The sequence below is a fragment of the Streptomyces sp. 6N223 genome (genome assembly GCF_052246635.1).
Taxonomy (GTDB): Bacteria; Actinomycetota; Actinomycetes; order Streptomycetales; family Streptomycetaceae; genus Streptomyces.
In genome coordinates this window covers 66,115-82,342 of the sequence record NZ_JBQQCA010000005.1, presented here as the reverse complement: position 1 = coordinate 82,342, position 16,228 = coordinate 66,115, and the positions used below count along the sequence as shown (strand labels likewise).

Below are 16,228 nucleotides of genomic sequence, written 5' to 3'. Positions count from 1 at the left end.
TGATGTATCCCACTGCGCTCTCCGGTAACGAGACGGCAACATTGAACGGACGGCCGCCGGATGCTAGGCGGCGGGCCGGTGAGCGACAATCCGGACACCGTGCAGGACACAACCCCACAACGGCATGAAAGATCGACTTCGCTCGGCGACGACGCGAAGCGTCATACCAGACAAACAGCCCGTTATTTTGTCGCGTACACGCTCACTGTGGCGCATACCACACCAATTGAGTTCAACCGGGGCCTGCTGGTAGCCAGGACTCCCATGTCCCCGATTCATGACCGAGACCGAGCCGCCACCCGGGGCAGGCACCGCAAGCCGCGCCAGCCGCGTACCAACCGGCTGATCCGCGGCGGCCTGCTGTCCGGAGTCGTCGGCACCGTGGCCGTGACCGCCCAGGCCACCGGCCCCGCCGTCGCCGCCCAGCAGGGCCGTGCGGACACCGAGACCACCGCCGAACTCCCGGCGCTGAACGCGCTGAACGAGCTGAACGAGGTGCTCGACCCCAGCCGCGCCGCCGTAGCCACCCAGGACTACGCCACCGAGGCGGGGGCCCGCCAGGCCGTCGAGACCGCCCAGCAGCGGGCCATCGAGGAGGCGCAGGCCGACGCGGCCGAGCGCCGCGAGCGCGAGGAGCGCCGCGCCGCCGCGGCGGCGGCCGCCGAGGCGGCCCGCGAGGCCCAGCAGGCCGCCGAGGCGGAGGCCGAGGCCGAGGCCCGTGCCGCCGCCGACGCCGAGGCCGCGCCCGCGCCCACCGCCGCCGGCACGGGCGCCTCGGGCGTGGTCGGCTACGTGCTCGGCCAGCTCGGCGACGGCTACGCCCTCGGCTCCACCGGCCCGGACGCCTGGGACTGCTCCAGCCTGGTCCAGTCCGCGTTCGCCTCCGTCGGCGTCTCCCTGCCGCGCACCGCCGCCGAGCAGTCCGTGGCCGGGACACAGATATCGCTCGACGCGATCCAGCCCGGCGACATCCTCTACTGGGGCGGCGCGGGCAGCGCCTACCACGTCGCGATCTACACGGGCGACGGCGCCTACATCGGCGCGCAGAACTCCTCCACCGGCGTCGTCGAGCGCACCCTCGACTGGGACCCGCCCTCGGGGGCCGTGCGCGTCATGTGAGGCGAACGCCCCCCTCGCCCGGCCGTCCCGCCCCGTCCCGCAGCCGTCTCGCATCGCGAAAAGTCCCCGCCCGCACGCAGAGCGGGAGATAGGCTGATGTTTCGTTGAACTCCCACGTCGACTCGGGCGTCATGGACAAGGGAGGCGTCAGGGTTGGGGATCGAGTTCCGGCTGCTCGGTGGGATAGCGGCGCGCGTGGACGACCGCGAGGTGGACCTCGGGCCGGCGCGGCAGCGGCTCGTGCTCGCCGCGCTCCTCGTCGACGCCAACCTCCCCCTCGCCCCGGACCAGCTCGTGGACCGGGTGTGGGGGCAGAAGCCGCCGCAGGGCGCGCGGGGCACGCTGCGCAGCTACCTCTCCCGGCTGCGCGCCGCCCTGACCGCCGCGCCCGGGTGCGGCATCGAGCGCCGCCCGGGCGGGTACGCCGTCGAGCTGGACGCGGACGCCGTGGACCTGCACGCCTTCCGCCGCCTGCTGGTGCGGGCCCGCGGCGACGACGACGACGCCCGGGCCGCCGGCCTGTTCGCTCGGGCCCTCGCCCTGTGGCGCGGCGAGCCGTTCGCCGACGCCGACACCCCGTGGTTCGCCGGCACCCGGCACGCCCTCCACACCGAGCGGCACGCCGCCCGCCTGGACCTGAACGACGTGCGGCTGCGGCTCGGCGACCACGCCGCCCTGCTGCCCGAGCTCGACACGCTCGCCCGCGCCTGGCCGCTCGACGAGCGCCTGGCGGGCCAGCTCATCCTCGCCCTCTACCGCAGCGGCCGGCAGGCGGACGCGCTGGACCACTACGAACGCCTCCGTCACCGCCTGGCCGACGAGCTCGGCGCCGACCCCAGCCCGGACCTGAGGCGCCTGCACCACGACATCCTCAGCGGCACCGCCACGGCCGCCGCCGACCCCGAGCCGCCCGCCCCGCCCGGCCCGGCCGCTCCCATCGCCACGCCCGCCGCCCCGGCCGCCGAGGTCGCCGAGGCCACACGACCCCCCACGCCCGCCGCCCCGGCGGTGCCGCGCCAGCTCCCCGCCCCGCCCCCGCTCTTCACCGGCCGCGCCCGCGAGCTCGCCGCCCTTGACGCCCACCTGGCCGCCTCCCCCGGCACCGTCGTCGTCTCGGCGATCGGCGGCTCCGGCGGCATCGGCAAGACCTGGCTGGCCCTGCACTGGGCCCACCGGCGCCTTGAGGCGTTCCCCGACGGCCAGCTCTACGTCAACCTCCGCGGCTTCGACCCGACCGACGAGCCCCTCCTGCCCACCGCCGCCGTGCGCGGCTTCCTCGACGTCCTCGCCGACGACCCCGCCGCCGTCCCCACCGACCCCGACGCGCAGGCCGCGCTCTACCGCAGCCTCGTGGCGGACCGGCGGATGCTGATCCTGCTCGACAACGCCCGCGACTCCGCCCAGGTCGCGCCCCTGCTGCCGGGCGGCTCCTCCTGCGCGGTCCTGGTCACCAGCCGCCACCAGCTGCCCGCCCTCGTCGCCGCCCACGGCGCCCGCCCCCTCGCCCTGGACACCCTCACCCCCGCCGAGGGCCGCCAGCTCCTCACGCGCCATCTCGGCGCCGACCGCCTTGAGGCCGAGCCGCACGCCGCCGACGGCCTGCTGGACCACTGCGCCGGGCTGCCCCTGGCGCTGGGCATCATCGCCGCCCGCGCCGCCATGCGCCCCGGCCTGCCCCTCTCCCGGCTCGCCCAGGAGCTGCGCGAGGACGCCACCCGCCTGGACGCCCTCGACGCGGGCGAGCTGGCCGCCAACCTCCGCGCGGTCTTCTCCTGGTCCTACCGCGCCCTGAGCCCGCAGGCCGTCCGCCTCTTCCGGCTGCTGAGCATCCACCCGGGCCCCGACGTCTCCCACGATGCCGCCGCCGCGTTACTCGGCGACACCGCCACCGCCGTGCGGCCCCTGCTGGCCGAGCTGACCCGCGCCCACCTGATCACCGAGCGGGCCCCCGGCCGCTTCACCCTCCACGACCTGCTGCGGGCGTACGCCACCGAGCAGGCCCGCGCGCACGAGCCGGACGCCGGGCGGCGCGCGGCCCTCCACCGCCTGCTGGACCACTACCTCCACACCGCCCACCGGGCGGCGACGCTCTTCGACCCGGCGCGGACCCCGATCGGCGTGCCCGCGCCCGTCCCCCACGCCGGCGCCACCCGCCTCGCCGACGGCCGGCAGGCGTTGGCCTGGTTCACCGCGGAGCATCCCGCGGTGCTCGCCGCCATCCACCGCGCCGCCGCCTCCGGCTTCGACGCACACGCCTGGCAACTGGCCTGGACCCTGGCGCACTTCTTCTTCGCCCGCTACGGACACCACCACGACAACCTCGCCGCCCAGCGCATCGCCGTCGCCGCCGCCGAACGCCTGGACGACCGCCTCGGACTGGCCCACTCCCACATGGGGCTGGCCGGGGCCCTGATGTATCTGGGCCACCACGACGACGCCCGCGCCCGCTTCGAGCGCGCGCTGGCCCTGTTCACGGCGCTCGCCGACGCCCACGGCCAGGCCCGCGCGCACCAGAGCATCGGCTGGGCGCTGGACGCCCAGGGCCGCCACCGCGAGGCGCTGGTCCACGGACGCCACGCCCTGCGGCTCTACGAGACGACCGGCGACCGGGGCGGTATCGCCCGCGGGCTGAACGACCTCGCCTGGACCCTCAGCCTCCTCGGCGAGAGCCGGGAGGCCATCGACCTGTGCGAGCGGGCCCTCGGGCTGCACCGGCACATCGACGACCCGCGCGGCGAGGCCACCACCTGGGACACCCTGGCCCACGCCCACCACCAGCTGAGCAACCACGCCGAGGCCATCGCCTGCTACCGGCGCGCCCTCGCGCTGTACGACGGGACGGGCTACCGCTACGAGCCAGCCGAGATCCTCCTCGGCCTCGGCGACGCCCACCAGGAGACCGGCAACGCCCAGGCCGCCCGCCACGCCTGGCAACAGGCCCTGGACATCCTCGAAGCCCTCGACCACCCCGACGCCGACCGGGTCCGCGACCGCCTCGGCGGCTCGGCGGGCCCCTGAACCGGCCCGCCCCGCCCCGTCCCTGCCCCGGCCCGCCCCTACGACCTGGGCGCGACCTTCGCCAGCCCGTTGATGACCCGGTCCGTCGCGTCGCCGCCGGTCGGGTCCGTCAGGTTGGCCAGCAGCTTCAGCAGGAAGCGCATCAGCACCGGGTGGCTCAGCCCCCGCTCCGCCGCGAGCCTCATCACCTTCGGGTTGCCGATCAGGCGCACGAACGCCCGGCCCAGGGTGTAGTAGCCGCCGTAGGTGTCGCGCAGGATCTTCGGGTACAGGCGCAGCGCCAGCTCGCGCTGGGCCGGGGACTGGCGCGGCACGGCCTGGCCCACGACCTCGGCGGCGATGCGGCCCGACTCCATGGCGTACGCGATGCCCTCGCCGTTGAAGGGGTTCACCAGCCCGCCCGCGTCGCCGATCAGCATCAGCCCGCGCGCGTAGTGCGGCTTGCGGTTGAACGCCATGGGCAGCGCCGCGCCCCGGATCGGGCCCGTCATGTTCTCGGGCGTGAAGCCCCAGTCCTCCGGCATCCCCGCGCACCAGGTCCGCAGCACCTCGCGCCAGTCCAGGTCGCGGAAGGCGGGCGAGCTGTTGAGCACGCCGAGCCCGACGTTGGAGGTGCCGTCGCCCATGCCGAAGACCCAGCCGTACCCCGGCAGCAGCCGCTCCCGCCCGCCGCGCCGGTCCCACAGCTCCAGCCAGGACTCCAGGTAGTCGTCGTCGTGCCGCGGGGTGGTGAAGTACGTCCGCACCGCCACGCCCATCGGGCGGCCCTCGTCGCGGTGGCGGCCCATGGCGAGGGACAGGCGCGAGGAGTTGCCGTCGGCGGCGACGACGACCGGGGCGCGGAAGGTCACCTGCCGCTTCTCCTCGCCCAGCCTGGCCGTGACGCCCACGATCCGCCCGGTGCGCTCGTCCCGCACCGGCCCGCCGACGTTGCACAGCTCGTGCAGCCGCGCGCCCGCCTTCTCCGCCTGCCGGGCGAGCTGCTCGTCGAAGTCGTCGCGCTTGCGGACCAGCCCGTAGTCGGGGTACGCCGCGAGCTGCGGCCAGTCCAGTTCGAGGCGTTGCGAGCCGCTGATGATGCGCAGGCCCTTGTTGCGCAGCCAGCCCGCCTCCTCCGACACGTCGATGCCCATGGCGACGAGTTCCTTGACGGCGCGCGGGGTGAGGCCGTCGCCGCACACCTTCTCGCGGGGGAACGCGGTCTTCTCCAGCAGCAGCACGTCAAGACCCGCCTGGGCGAGGTGGTACGCGGCCGTGGACCCAGCCGGTCCGGCCCCCACGACGATCACATCGGCTGTTTCTGACGCGGCTGCTTCTGAGGAGACGGTCTCGGCCACGGTCGGCGCTCCCATCAGTGGTTCGGTGAACAGGGGGTCAGCACATGGGTCAGCAATGGGGTCAGCGTCGGCAAGTCCGCTGAGTCTACGGGGTGGTCCCGCCCGCGGCCCTGAAGCCCCGGTGCAGGGCCACGATCCCGCCGGAGAGGTTGCGCCAGCCGACGCGCCGCCAGCCCGCGCGCAGCAGCCGGGCGGCGAGCGCCGGCTGGTCGGGCCAGGCGCGGATGGACTCGGCCAGGTAGACGTAGGCGTCGGGAGCGCTGGAGACCCGGCGGGCGGCCGGGGGCAGCGCCCGCATCAGGTACTCGGTGTAGAGGGTGCGGAACGGCGGCCAGGTGGGGTGGCTGAACTCGCAGACCACCAGCCGCCCGCCCGGCCGCGTCACGCGCAGCATCTCGCGCAGCGCGGCGTCGGTGTCCTGCACGTTCCGCAGGCCGAAGGAGATGGTGACGGCGTCGAAGACGCCGTCGGCGAACGGCAGCCGCGTCGCGTCCCCGGCGGTGAACGGCAGCCACGGCACGCGCCGCTTGCCCTCCGCCAGCATGCCGAGGCTGAAGTCGCACGGCACGGTGAACGCCCCGGCCGCGGCGAACGGCCCGGACGAGGTCCCGGTCCCGGCGGCCAGGTCCAGCACCCGCTCCCCGGGCCGGGCCGCCACCGCGCGCGCGACGGCCTTGCGCCAGCGCCGGTTCTGCCCGAGGGCCAGCACGTCGTTGGTGAGGTCGTAGCGCGCGGCGACGGCGTCGAACATCGCGCGCACCTCGCTGGGCCGCTTGGACAGGCTGGCTCGGGTTGTCACGGTCACATCCCCCATTCTGCCCGCGCCCCCGGCGGGTCCTCCGTTCGGGGGACTTGCCGCCGCCCAGGGGCGATCGGTGCGTCCCCGGCAAACTACGGTCAGTGGCATGACACAGCTCTACCGATCCCTCGCGACCGTGGTCGTCGCCGCGACCGGCTCGCTCCTGGCCTCGCTGGCCTCGGCGGGCGAGGCGTCGGCCGAGGTCATCCCGGAGAACCTGGGCGCCCACACGGACGAGCTGGCGTCCGGCCTCCTCGACTCCACGGCGGCCACCCTCACCGGAGCCACGGGGTACGCCGTGGGTCCCGCGCTCGACCTCCAGCTCAACCCCCTGGCCAACAGCACCACCGACCTGCTGTCCAACTCGGCGGGCACGCAGATCGCCGACTTCCGCCCCATCGGCACCGACGTCCTCACCGGCCCCCTGGCGGACGGCGCCTCGGCCCGTGAGCTCCCCGGCGCGGTGCTGGGCCGCCTGCTGGGCTGACCGGGCCGGGTCACTCCTCGCGCTCGGCCTCCATCTCGGCCACCCCTTCCCGGTACGCCACCGTGGCGGAGTCGTGGATCTCCGCGATCAGGGCACGGGCCTCGTCCTCGTCGATGTCGCCCCCCGTGAGCTCGATCAGCCGTTCCGTCCACATATCGATCGAATCTCTGAGGTCAGTCATAGGGCCATTGCACCTCGCCCGCCCCCGGCCCGCGACCGCGCGGGCCGCGGCGCTCGGCCCGCCGCGCTCGGGCCGGCCGCGGGGCGGCGTCAGGCGGCGTCAGGCGGCGTCGAGCAGGCGCTCGGCCTCGGCGAGGACGGTGCCGTAGCGGACGCGGTCCAGGTGAGGGCGCACCGGCCCCTCCACGGGCGCCCAGCCGCACAGCGCCGTGCCGCGCAGCTCGCTCTCCGCCGCCACCAGGTGCCGCCCCGCCTCCGGCTCCCGCCCCTCCGCCCGGTCGATGAGCCCCTGACAGCTGCGGAAGGACTGGGCCAGGCTCGCGGCCTGCGCGTCGTTGTCCATGTACGCCCCGCCCCAGCCGGCCTGGATCAGCAGCACCAGCCCGCGGTAGACGAGGCCGTAGGTGATGGCGTAGGAGCTGGCGCCGTGCCCGGCGTGGCACACGGCGACCCGGTCGTGCGTGCCGTCGCCGTCGCCCCGCAGCCGCTCGAAGAGCGACGGCGCGAACGTGTACAGCTCCATCGGGCCGATCGGCTGAACGCCGGGCGCGTCCGGCGTTCCCCAGTACCACGAGCCGAGGACGGCCAGGTCAGCGCGCAGCGGCGCCGGCACGGGCGGGATGGGCAGGCCGTTCGGCCGCAGCGTGGTGATCATGTCCGCCCAGCCCTCGGACTCCGCCGCGCCGTGTTCCATCGCCTCCATCCAGCCACACTAGCGGCCGGTTCGCAGCCGTGCCGCGAGGCGGGGAAAGAGGCGCAGGGCGTTGTCGCGGTTGACGCGCCGGAGGGTGGCGGGGTCGAGGGCGGGGTCGGCGTCGAGGTCCTCGGTGATGGTGCCGACCTCGCCGGCCGGGCGGGCGGGCCAGTCGCTGCCGTACATCACACGCCCCGGGTCGGCGGCGGCCAGCAGCGTGGGCGTGGCGTAGGGCGACATCGGCAGGGCGGTGTCGTAGTGGAAACGCCGCAGCGCGCGTCGCAGCGCCGCCGGGTCCGGCCCCTCCCCCTGGCGCCCGGCGGAGGCCGCGCGCCCGGCGGCCCAGGGCAGGAAGCCGCCCGCGTGGGAGAGGATCACCGACACCTCCGGGAAGCGGTCGAGGGTGCCGGAGGCGACCAGGTTCAGCGCGGCGCGGGTGGTGTCGAGCGGGAAGTCCCCGATGGCCTCCGAGATCCCCGGCAGCTCGACGGCCCCCTCCGGGAGCGGCCCGGGGTGGACGAAGACCACGGCGCCGCGCTCGTTCAGCGCGGCGAAGAGCGGGTCGAAGTCGGGGTGGCCGAGGTAGCGGTCGCCGGTGGTGGTCATCAGGATCACGCCCTCGGCGCCCAGCTCGTCGAGCGCGTACGCCGCCTGCCGGATCGCCAGGCGGACGTGGTGGGTGGCGACGTTGGCGAAGAAGCCGAAGCGGTCCGGGTGGTCCGCGACGAGCCCGGCCAGCGACTCGTTGCAGATCCTGACGCCCTCCTCGGCCTGCCGCCGGTCGCGGAACGCCGCGGACGGCACGGGGGCGGAGGCGATGCCCGCGGCGATGGCGTTGTCCTCCATCACCTCCAGCGTGGAGTCGAGGGTCCACTCCGCCCACGACGGCCCGCCCGCCTCCGGCTCCTCCGGCAGCAGGCCCTGCTCGACGGCCCACCGCCGCATCGCGTCGGGAACGGCGTGGTGGTGGACGTCGATGCGCCCGTACGCCTCTCCGTCGGTGCCGGCGCCGGCGTCCCCCGCCCCGGCGTCCCCCGCCCCGGGGCCGAACGCGCCGGCGGCGGCCACCGCGCCCACCCCGGCGACCGCGAGGATGCCCCGCCGCGTCAGTCCGTCGCGGTTCTTGCGGGACGGGTGGTTCTGGGAGGTCTGCGAGCCCACGAGCCGCACTCCTTCTTGTCCTTGCTTCTGTCACGTGTCAAGAAAAGCTGACACGTGACCGCCCGGCGTGTCCACAACCGGCCCCACGGATAGGGGACTTCTCCGGGACATCCCCTAGCGGGACGTCCCCTGGCGGCCCCCGGCGGGACGGGTGGGGCCCTGGATGGCCCTGTGACAGCAAGATGAAAGGCCTTCACATCGCGGGCCCAGGCAGGCTCATCCCTCTTGCGAAGTTCACATGGTTCGGCCGGCGCTGGGCAGAAGCCTGGCTGTCATGACCATGCATATGGCCATGTGTGCGGCATGGCATTCCAACCTCCTGGCACGCCACGCCTGCCCCCCACACCCATCCAAGAGGAGAGGACCCCTCTGATGGCAGTTGCACATCCCCTCCGGCGAGGGCGGCTCGCGTCGGTCGTCGCCGCGACGGCGGCGACGCTGGCGCTCGGCGGCATGACCGCCCTGCCGGCCGGCGCGGCCGAGCCGCCGGAGGGCACGATCCTGTTCGCGGGCGCGTCCAACGCGGTCGACGGCAGCTACGTCGTCACGATCGACGCGAGCAGCGCCCGCGCCGCCTCGGGCGCGGGCGAGTCCCTGGCCGACGAGTACGGCGCCGAGATCACCCAGACCTACTCGGCGGCCCTCAACGGCTACGCCGTCGAGGCTTCGGAGGAGGAGGCGAGGCGGCTGGCCGCCGACCCGGCCGTGGAGTCGGTGATCCAGAACCGCAGCTTCACCATCCAGGGCACGCAGCCCAACCCGCCCTCCTGGGGCCTGGACCGGCTCGACCAGTCCACGCTGCCGCTCAACCAGAGCTACACCTACCCCGACTCCGCCGGCGAGGGCGTGACGGCGTACATCATCGACACCGGCGTCCGCGTCTCCCACTCGGACTTCGGCGGCCGGGCGGCCAACGGCTACGACGCCATCGACGGCGACAACGTCGCCCAGGACGGCAACGGCCACGGCACGCACGTCGCCGCCACGGTCGCGGGCTCGGCGCACGGCGTCGCCAAGAAAGCCGACATCGTGGCCGTCCGCGTGCTGAACAACCAGGGCTCCGGCACCACCGCGCAGGTCATCGCCGGGATCGACTGGGTGACGGAGAACGCCGTGAAGCCGGCCGTCGCCAACATGAGCCTGGGCGGCACGGTCGACCCGGCGCTGGACGAGGCCGTGCGCAACGCCATAGCCGCCGGCGTCACCTTCGCCGTGGCGGCGGGCAACGACGGCGCCGACGCCGCCGACACCTCCCCCGCGCGCGTGGAGGAGGCCATCACGGTCGGGTCGACGGACGACACCGACACCCGCTCGTACTTCTCCAACTACGGCAGCGCGCTGGACCTCTTCGCGCCGGGCTCGGACATCACCTCCGCGTGGCACACGAGCGACAGCGCGACCAACACGATCTCCGGCACGTCGATGGCGACCCCGCACGTGGCGGGCGCCGCCGCGCTCTACCTGGCGGACAACCCGGACGCCACGCCCGCCCAGGTGAGCGACGCGCTGACGAGCACCGCGATCCCCGACAACCTCGTCGACCCCGGCACCGGCTCCCCCAACCTGCTGCTGAACGTCGGCGAGGGCGGCGGCGGCAGCGACCCGCCGCCGGACGGCCCGGCGTTCGACAACACGACCCCGGTCGCCATCGAGGACCTCTTCACGGTCGAATCGACGATCGAGGTCACCGGCGTCGAGGGCAACGCGCCCGCCTCGCTCGGCGTCCCGGTGGACATCACCCACTCCTGGGTCGGCGACCTCACCATCGAGCTGATCGCCCCCGACGGCACCGCCTTCCCGCTGAAGGAGTCCGGCAGCGGCGGCAGCGCCGACAACGTGAAGACGACGTACGGGGCCGACGCCTCGGCCGTCGCGGCCAACGGCACGTGGACGCTGCGCGTCACCGACGGCGGCCTGTTCGACACCGGCACCCTCAACTCCTGGGGCCTGCGCTTCTGAAGGCCCTGACGCAGCGGAGCGCCCCGCCACGGCACGTGTGATGGCGGGGCGTTCCCGGTTCCGCGCCCCGGTTCCGCGCCCCGGCACCAAAGTCCCCGCTCCCGCCCCGGATCTCGTACTCCGGTCCCGCCGCCGTGGACCATCGGCCGACCCCCGCCCCCGTCGCCCCCGACCAGACTCGTGGCCGTCGCCAGCACGAGCGGAACGGGGAGACGGACCATGGGAAGCAGCGGAATCGGCAGCGGCATCAGCCGGAAGCGTTTTCTGGCCGGGCTGGGAGCGGGAGCGGCGGCACCGCTCCTGGCGGCCTGCCAGTCGGACTCGGAGGACGAGCCGGAGAACGAGGAATCGGCGGAATCGGGCCAAGCCTCGGCCGGCCTGCGCCACCGGGGCGTGATGTACCACGTGACGGACGGCGAACGCCCGGAGACGGGCTGGGACGCCGCCCGCATGCGCGAGGACATGCGCGCGATCCGCGACGAGCTGCACGCCAACGCGGTCGTCGTCTACGGCGACGGCGTCGAACGCCTCGCCGCCACCGCCACCGAGGCGGCCGAACGCGGCCTGCACGTCTGGCTCCAGCCGCGCCTCGCGGACCGCCCGCAGCGCGAGATCCTCGACCACCTCGCCGAGACCGGCCGCCGGGCCGAGGAGCTGCGGCGCCAGGGCGCGGGCGTACACCTCAGCGTCGGCTGCGAGTTCGTGCTGTTCACGCCCGGCATCGCGCCCGGCGACCACGCCCTGGAGCGCATCGAGAACCTCACGAACGGCGACTTCAACCCGGTACACCTCCAGCGCAGCCTCGCCGACTTCATCGGCCGGGCCGCCACCACCGGCCGCTCCGCCTTCGACGGCCGCCTGACGTACGGCGCGGCCGAGGGCGACGAGGTGGACTGGGACCTCTTCGACATCGTCAGCGTCAACTACTACGCCTACCACGGCAGCCGCCGCGCCGCGTACGCCGACGACCTGCGCCCCTACCGGCACTGGGGCAAGCCGGTGGCGATCACCGAGTTCGGCTCGTGCACGTACGAGGGCGCGCCCGAGGCGGGCGGCATGGGCTGGGACGTCGTCGACTACACGACGGTGCCGCCGACGATCGACGAGAGCCTGGTCCGCAGCGAGGAGACCCAGGCCACCTACCTCGCCGACGTGCTGCCGGTCTTCGAGACGCTGGACCTGTACGCCGCCCTGGTCTACGAGTTCGTCAGCCCCGACGCCCCCCACCGCCCCGATGACCCGCCACACGACGAGGACATGGCGAGCTACGGCCTCGTCAAGGCGATCTGGGAGACGGACGAGGCCCCGGGGGCGTGGCGCTGGGAGCCGAAGCAGGCGTTCCACGCCGTGGCCGACCACTACAGGCGCCACCGGTAGCGGTCAGGTGGCGCTGAGGGCGCCCGTGGCGAGCAGGACGAGCAGGCCGGCGCCGAGTATCACGCGGTAGTTGATGAAGAGCGTGTAGGAGTGCTTGGCGATGAACTTCAGCAGCCAGGCGACGGCGACGTAGGCGACGGCGAAGCTCGCCACCGTCGCCGTGATGGTCGCCGTCCAGCCGACGCCGTCCGTGATGGCGTCGAACTCGGTGACGAACTGGAGCCCGCCCGCCGCCGTCAGCGCCGGCACCGAGAGGAAGAACGACAGCCGGGTCACCGTGACCCGGTCGAGCCCGCGCAGCAGGCCCGCCGACATCGTCGCGCCGGAGCGGGAGACGCCAGGGATCAGGGCGAGGCACTGCACCACGCCGATGATCAGGGTGTCCCGCCAGGTCACGTCCTTCTCGGAGCGGTCCTGCGTCCCGCGCCGGTCCGCGTACCACATGGCCGCGCTCCAGAGGATGAGCGCCGACCCGACGAACCACAGGCTGCGCAGCGTCGTCTCGATCGTGTCCTTGAAGGCGAGCCCGACGATCCCGATCGGGATCGCGCCGAGGATGACGGCCCACGCGAGGGCGTAGTCGGGGTCCTTGCGCTTCTCCGCCCGCACCACGCCTCGCGCCCAGGCCGCGATGAGGCGCCGGAAGTCGCTGCGGAAGTAGAGCAGCGTGGCGAGGACCGCACCGACCTGGATGATGGCCGTGAAGGCGGTGATGTCCGGGTCGTCCGTGGAGTATCCGAGGGCGCGCTCAAGGATGGTCAGGTGACCCGTGCTCGAGATCGGCAGAAACTCGGTGAGACCTTCCACGACGCCGAGGAAGAGCGCTTCCAGTATGTTCACGGGACCTCATTCACCACACGCCACTCGTGACCCAGCACCCTACTAGGGCCGAGGGCGCGCGGTGACACCCGTCCGCCACGCACCCCTCACTGGGCGTAAACCCCATGGGGAAGGACTCCCCCGGCGCTGCCCATCGACGGGCATGGGGCCTTCGTGCACGCCGCTAACCCCGGGACGTGGCTGTGGCCCCGGGGTTCGCGGGATCAGGTCGAGGGGGACCGGTCAGAGACCGACGTGCGCGCCCCCCGCAGCGGATGCGCCGACGCCAGCGGACGCGGCCACACCAGCGGACAGGAAGGACACATCGGCAGCCAGGCCCGCCTCAACGGTGGCAGCGGCAGCGGCAGCGGCGTCGACGCCCACGCTGCCGCCGGCGCCCGCCACGCCGCCGGCGACGGCGTCCAGCTCGGTGTCGGCGATCTCACGGGTCTCAAGGTCGTTACGCAAGGTCTGTTCCTAACTTCCAGTTCTGTATCGCGGCGGCAGCGGTTCGCAGCCGCCGGTGTGCGCAGGATGAAAGCAGGCGAACGCGTGACATGACGAGTCGTGATGATGGGGCGTCAGGACCGGCAACGTATCGAGCGGCCAGTGTGCGGCTTCCTTCGCAGAACAGCCTCAATGCGCTTGCGTCATGGGCCTGCGGGCGGCCATGCCAAGTCATCACTACTCGGGCTGAACGGCTCGAATGTCCGCACATCCGATATGCCCGGTTAATCCTGGAATGCTGGGAGCAACTGTTCTGCTTGTTCGTGTGCGGTGAAGGTCTCATGGCATCGCCAGGCTCGGACAAACCACATCCGATGGAGCGGTCAGCACGCCCGAACGCCGCCCGACGCGGCGGCGGCCTGGCTCGCCTTCAGGCCGCCGCGCGCTTTGTGCTCAGAACTCCACGAGGCTCCGCAGGTCGATCTCGACCGGGAAGGGAAACTCGGTGATGAGCTTTTCCTTGTGCACGGGGTGCTCAGGGGCGGGGATATACGACTCCGTGTCGTGGTTCAGCCAGAACTCGTGGACGAACGGGAGATGGTCCTCGCTGCGCTCGATCCGCCAGAAGTACGGCACCTTGGACGCGGCCATCATCGACGGCTTCCACGATCGGTCCTTCCCCTCTGAGCCGGGAGAGACGACCTCGACAGCCAGCCTCACCTTCGCCGCTGGCACACACTCCAAAGTGAAAAAGTCGAGGTCCCGCTTGTCGAAGAGGACAACATCGGGCTTGATTACGGTGCGGTCATTCACCATCACGCATCGTTCAACATTGCCCACCAGCGGGTCACGCCGCGCGCTCTCCAGCTGAAAAAACAGCCTGTCGCGCACCATGTCGTGCCACTGTGGCGTCTGCCCGCGAACGACGATCTCTCCATCCATCAGCTCCCAGTCGAAGGGCAGCTCAAGATCCTTCACCTGGTCGAACGTCCAGCGACCCTGTGGGGGCGACCACCAGTTCTCTGGCGTCGCCCGCTCCGGCTGGCGCTCGGTCATCAGTGCTCCCATGGACGCAAGGGTGGATGAGAGTGCGGACCGTGGTCCTGCGTACGACCGTACCGTCACTCAAAGTGATGAGCGAGCGACACGCGCGCGTTGACCTCGGCGGTTAGGGGGTGGACCTAGAACGCCGCGATCGGATCGGTGGCGCGCTCGCGGCGGGACAGGGCGCGCAGCACCGGGAGGACGCCGTGGCGGGCCACGGCGATGCGGGAGAGGCAGACGGTGACCGCGTCGGCGGCCTCGGCGGGCACCGGCGGCGTTGGCGCCTCCAGGCTGACGGCCAGGTCGTCGAGGTGGACGACGAGTTCCACGAGCCGGGTGAGCAGGCACTGGTCCAGCGGGAGCACGTGGCCAAGCATGCCGACGGGCCGGTCAAGCGGCACGGTCGGCAGCACGGACGCGAGCCGGGCACGGGCGGCGTCGAACTCCTTGGCCAGCGCGGCAGGCCCATCGGCCGCCTCCTGCTCCCCCACCTCACGGATCCGGCGCGGCACCGCATCGTCCAGATCCGGCGCGGCCCGGGCACCGGCCAGGAAGTACGCGACGGCGTCGATGGGCGTCCCACCCGCTGGCGGCGGCGGCTCGGCGAGCCAGCGCTCGACGTTGAAGACCGCCCGTGCCAGATGCCCGGCCAGGCCGCTAACCCGGAATTCGGCCAGCGCGCTCGGCCGCTCCCAGCGTTCGGCCAGCGCGGGAGAGCGCAGCAGCCCGGACACGGCCTCGGCGGTGCGGAGGAAAGGGGAGATCACGCGCGGGCGAAGGTAGTGAACGCCGCCCAGGTGGCGGGGGTGAGGGTGAGGGTCGAGCCGGTGGGGTTCTTGGAGTCGCGGATGTGGACGGTGTGGGGGCATGCGGCGACCTCGACGCAGTTGCCGCCCTGGCTGCCGCTGTGGCTGGACGGGCGCCAGGCGTAGGCGACTTCGAGGCAGGCGCCGCCCTGGCTGCTGCTGTAGCTGCTCTTGAACCAGGCCAGTTCGGTGGTCATGTCTCTCCCGCCAGCTTCTCCAGCAGGCGCTTGGTGGCTTCGGGCGTGAGCGCCTGCGAGCGCAGCATGACATACATGTCGTAGAGCCTGCTCACGATTTCCGGGTCATCGATCACGATGGCCCCGCGCTGGCCCTCGCTGTAGGCCAGCCGTTCGAACTCCAGCGTCTCGATCAGAATCATCGGGCCAGCGAGACCGGCGTGGGTCTCCCGGTCGAGCGGCATGACGGAGAGCGCGAGGAAGGGCAGGTCCGCCAGGGCCCGCAGGTGGCGGATCTGGCGGCGCAGGCACTCCCGGCCGCCGATTGGCCGCATCAGCGCCGTCTCCTCGATGACGTAGCTCATCGCCGGGGGTGGGGTGCGCTGGAGGAGTTGCTGCCGTTCCATCCGGTTCCTCAGGTGGCGTTCGAACTCCTCCTCGTCGTACGGCGGATACTCGCACCCGAACACCGCGCGGGCGTACTCCTCGGTCTGGAGCAGGCGCGGCACCACGTGGTTCTCGTACCAGTGCAGGCTGCGCGCGCGTCCCTCGTTCTCGAAGAGCGCGACGGAGAACAGCGGGATGTTCTCCTGCTCCGGCATCTCGCTGATCGCCGCCGCCAGCGCGCCCGTCGTGTTGAGGACCTTGTCGATGTGCTCGGCGTCCACGATGTGCAGGGGGCGCCGCCCCTGTTCCATCGACGCGATCTTGTCGACGCTCATGCACAGCCGTTCCGCCAGCTCCGGCTGCGTCAACGCCGCACGGATGCGGAAGTGGGCCAGCAGCGCGCCCACCATGTTCATCG

The 16,228-nt window shown here is 73.1% G+C and carries 16 protein-coding genes; 5 read left to right on the top strand and 11 right to left on the bottom strand.

Features of this window, described 5'->3' with window-relative positions; translation table 11 throughout:
- Positions 1-264 precede the first annotated feature (264 nt).
- Together ACTWQH_RS05725 and ACTWQH_RS05720 are read left to right on the top strand one after the other, a co-directional pair.
- A complete protein-coding gene (locus ACTWQH_RS05725; protein ID WP_443285227.1) occupies positions 265-1,119 on the top strand; it encodes a C40 family peptidase in 855 nt (284 codons plus the stop codon).
- A gap of 153 nt (positions 1,120-1,272) precedes the next feature.
- On the top strand, positions 1,273-4,137 hold the full coding sequence (locus ACTWQH_RS05720) for an AfsR/SARP family transcriptional regulator (RefSeq protein WP_443285226.1): 2,865 nt from the start codon (positions 1,273-1,275) through the stop codon (positions 4,135-4,137).
- 38 nt (positions 4,138-4,175) lie between these two features.
- Here the strand turns inward: ACTWQH_RS05720 and ACTWQH_RS05715 are convergent, their stop codons facing one another.
- On the bottom strand, positions 4,176-5,489 hold the full coding sequence (locus tag ACTWQH_RS05715; RefSeq protein ID WP_443285225.1) for a geranylgeranyl reductase family protein: 1,314 nt from the start codon (positions 5,487-5,489) through the stop codon (positions 4,176-4,178).
- A gap of 70 nt (positions 5,490-5,559) precedes the next feature.
- Positions 5,560-6,288 (bottom strand): demethylmenaquinone methyltransferase, encoded by a 729-nt coding sequence (locus ACTWQH_RS05710; RefSeq protein WP_443285224.1) that lies wholly within the window; start codon positions 6,286-6,288, stop codon positions 5,560-5,562.
- 91 nt (positions 6,289-6,379) lie between these two features.
- Between ACTWQH_RS05710 and ACTWQH_RS05705 the strand changes: the two genes are divergently transcribed.
- On the top strand, positions 6,380-6,760 hold the full coding sequence (locus ACTWQH_RS05705) for a hypothetical protein (protein ID WP_443285223.1): 381 nt from the start codon (positions 6,380-6,382) through the stop codon (positions 6,758-6,760).
- 10 nt (positions 6,761-6,770) lie between these two features.
- Here the strand turns inward: ACTWQH_RS05705 and ACTWQH_RS05700 are convergent, their stop codons facing one another.
- The 3 genes from ACTWQH_RS05700 to ACTWQH_RS05690 all read right to left on the bottom strand — a co-directional run bounded on the left by ACTWQH_RS05700 (position 6,771) and on the right by ACTWQH_RS05690 (position 8,795).
- Positions 6,771-6,941: a hypothetical protein gene (locus tag ACTWQH_RS05700; protein ID WP_443285222.1), complete on the bottom strand. Its 171-nt coding sequence runs from the start codon at positions 6,939-6,941 to the stop codon at positions 6,771-6,773.
- Positions 6,942-7,040: 99 nt separating this feature from the next.
- Positions 7,041-7,643, bottom strand: coding sequence for a hypothetical protein (locus ACTWQH_RS05695; RefSeq protein ID WP_443285221.1), 603 nt, complete (start codon positions 7,641-7,643; stop codon positions 7,041-7,043).
- 9 nt (positions 7,644-7,652) lie between these two features.
- Positions 7,653-8,795 carry an amidohydrolase family protein gene (locus tag ACTWQH_RS05690; protein WP_443285220.1) on the bottom strand — a complete coding sequence of 381 codons (1,143 nt, stop codon included), beginning with the start codon at positions 8,793-8,795 and terminating at the stop codon, positions 7,653-7,655.
- Between the two features lie 372 nt (positions 8,796-9,167).
- Between ACTWQH_RS05690 and ACTWQH_RS05685 the strand changes: the two genes are divergently transcribed.
- A complete protein-coding gene (locus tag ACTWQH_RS05685; protein ID WP_443285219.1) occupies positions 9,168-10,754 on the top strand; it encodes a S8 family peptidase in 1,587 nt (528 codons plus the stop codon).
- A 219-nt stretch (positions 10,755-10,973) separates the two neighbouring features.
- Entirely contained in the window at positions 10,974-12,131 is a 1,158-nt protein-coding gene (locus tag ACTWQH_RS05680; RefSeq protein WP_443285218.1) for an abortive phage infection protein, read from the top strand.
- 3 nt (positions 12,132-12,134) lie between these two features.
- Here ACTWQH_RS05680 and ACTWQH_RS05675 read toward each other — a convergent pair whose 3' ends face one another.
- The 6 genes from ACTWQH_RS05675 to ACTWQH_RS05650 all read right to left on the bottom strand — a co-directional run bounded on the left by ACTWQH_RS05675 (position 12,135) and on the right by ACTWQH_RS05650 (position 16,226).
- The gene (locus tag ACTWQH_RS05675; protein ID WP_443285217.1) at positions 12,135-12,971 is read right to left on the bottom strand and encodes an undecaprenyl-diphosphate phosphatase; all 837 of its coding nucleotides are present in this window, start codon (positions 12,969-12,971) and stop codon (positions 12,135-12,137) included.
- 222 nt (positions 12,972-13,193) lie between these two features.
- Positions 13,194-13,418: a hypothetical protein gene (locus ACTWQH_RS05670; RefSeq protein WP_443285216.1), complete on the bottom strand. Its 225-nt coding sequence runs from the start codon at positions 13,416-13,418 to the stop codon at positions 13,194-13,196.
- Positions 13,419-13,850: 432 nt separating this feature from the next.
- Complete coding sequence (locus ACTWQH_RS05665; RefSeq protein WP_443285215.1) at positions 13,851-14,453, bottom strand: Uma2 family endonuclease; 603 nt, start codon at positions 14,451-14,453, stop codon at positions 13,851-13,853.
- A 125-nt stretch (positions 14,454-14,578) separates the two neighbouring features.
- Positions 14,579-15,208 carry a maleylpyruvate isomerase N-terminal domain-containing protein gene (locus tag ACTWQH_RS05660; protein WP_443285214.1) on the bottom strand — a complete coding sequence of 210 codons (630 nt, stop codon included), beginning with the start codon at positions 15,206-15,208 and terminating at the stop codon, positions 14,579-14,581.
- Positions 15,205-15,444: a DUF397 domain-containing protein gene (locus tag ACTWQH_RS05655; protein WP_443285213.1), complete on the bottom strand. Its 240-nt coding sequence runs from the start codon at positions 15,442-15,444 to the stop codon at positions 15,205-15,207. Before ACTWQH_RS05655 ends, ACTWQH_RS05660 begins: the two co-directional genes overlap by 4 nt.
- The gene (locus tag ACTWQH_RS05650) at positions 15,441-16,226 is read right to left on the bottom strand and encodes a helix-turn-helix domain-containing protein (RefSeq protein WP_443285212.1); all 786 of its coding nucleotides are present in this window, start codon (positions 16,224-16,226) and stop codon (positions 15,441-15,443) included. The genes ACTWQH_RS05655 and ACTWQH_RS05650 overlap by 4 nt, the downstream gene beginning before the upstream one ends.
- Positions 16,227-16,228: the final 2 nt, after the last annotated feature.

Excerpts from the sequence above, each read along its gene's own strand:
- ACTWQH_RS05725 (WP_443285227.1), top strand. The coding sequence starts at position 265 with ATGTCCCCGATTCATGACCGAGACCGAGCCGCCACCCGGGGCAGGCAC.
- ACTWQH_RS05715 (WP_443285225.1), bottom strand. The coding sequence starts at position 5,489 with ATGGGAGCGCCGACCGTGGCCGAGACCGTCTCCTCAGAAGCAGCCGCG.
- ACTWQH_RS05710 (WP_443285224.1), bottom strand. The coding sequence starts at position 6,288 with ATGGGGGATGTGACCGTGACAACCCGAGCCAGCCTGTCCAAGCGGCCC.
- ACTWQH_RS05705 (WP_443285223.1), top strand. The coding sequence starts at position 6,380 with ATGACACAGCTCTACCGATCCCTCGCGACCGTGGTCGTCGCCGCGACC.
- ACTWQH_RS05700 (WP_443285222.1), bottom strand. The coding sequence starts at position 6,941 with ATGACTGACCTCAGAGATTCGATCGATATGTGGACGGAACGGCTGATC.
- ACTWQH_RS05695 (WP_443285221.1), bottom strand. The coding sequence starts at position 7,643 with ATGGAGGCGATGGAACACGGCGCGGCGGAGTCCGAGGGCTGGGCGGAC.
- ACTWQH_RS05685 (WP_443285219.1), top strand. The coding sequence starts at position 9,168 with ATGGCAGTTGCACATCCCCTCCGGCGAGGGCGGCTCGCGTCGGTCGTC.
- ACTWQH_RS05680 (WP_443285218.1), top strand. The coding sequence starts at position 10,974 with ATGGGAAGCAGCGGAATCGGCAGCGGCATCAGCCGGAAGCGTTTTCTG.
- ACTWQH_RS05665 (WP_443285215.1), bottom strand. The coding sequence starts at position 14,453 with ATGACCGAGCGCCAGCCGGAGCGGGCGACGCCAGAGAACTGGTGGTCG.
- ACTWQH_RS05655 (WP_443285213.1), bottom strand. The coding sequence starts at position 15,444 with ATGACCACCGAACTGGCCTGGTTCAAGAGCAGCTACAGCAGCAGCCAG.
- ACTWQH_RS05650 (WP_443285212.1), bottom strand. The coding sequence starts at position 16,226 with ATGAACATGGTGGGCGCGCTGCTGGCCCACTTCCGCATCCGTGCGGCG.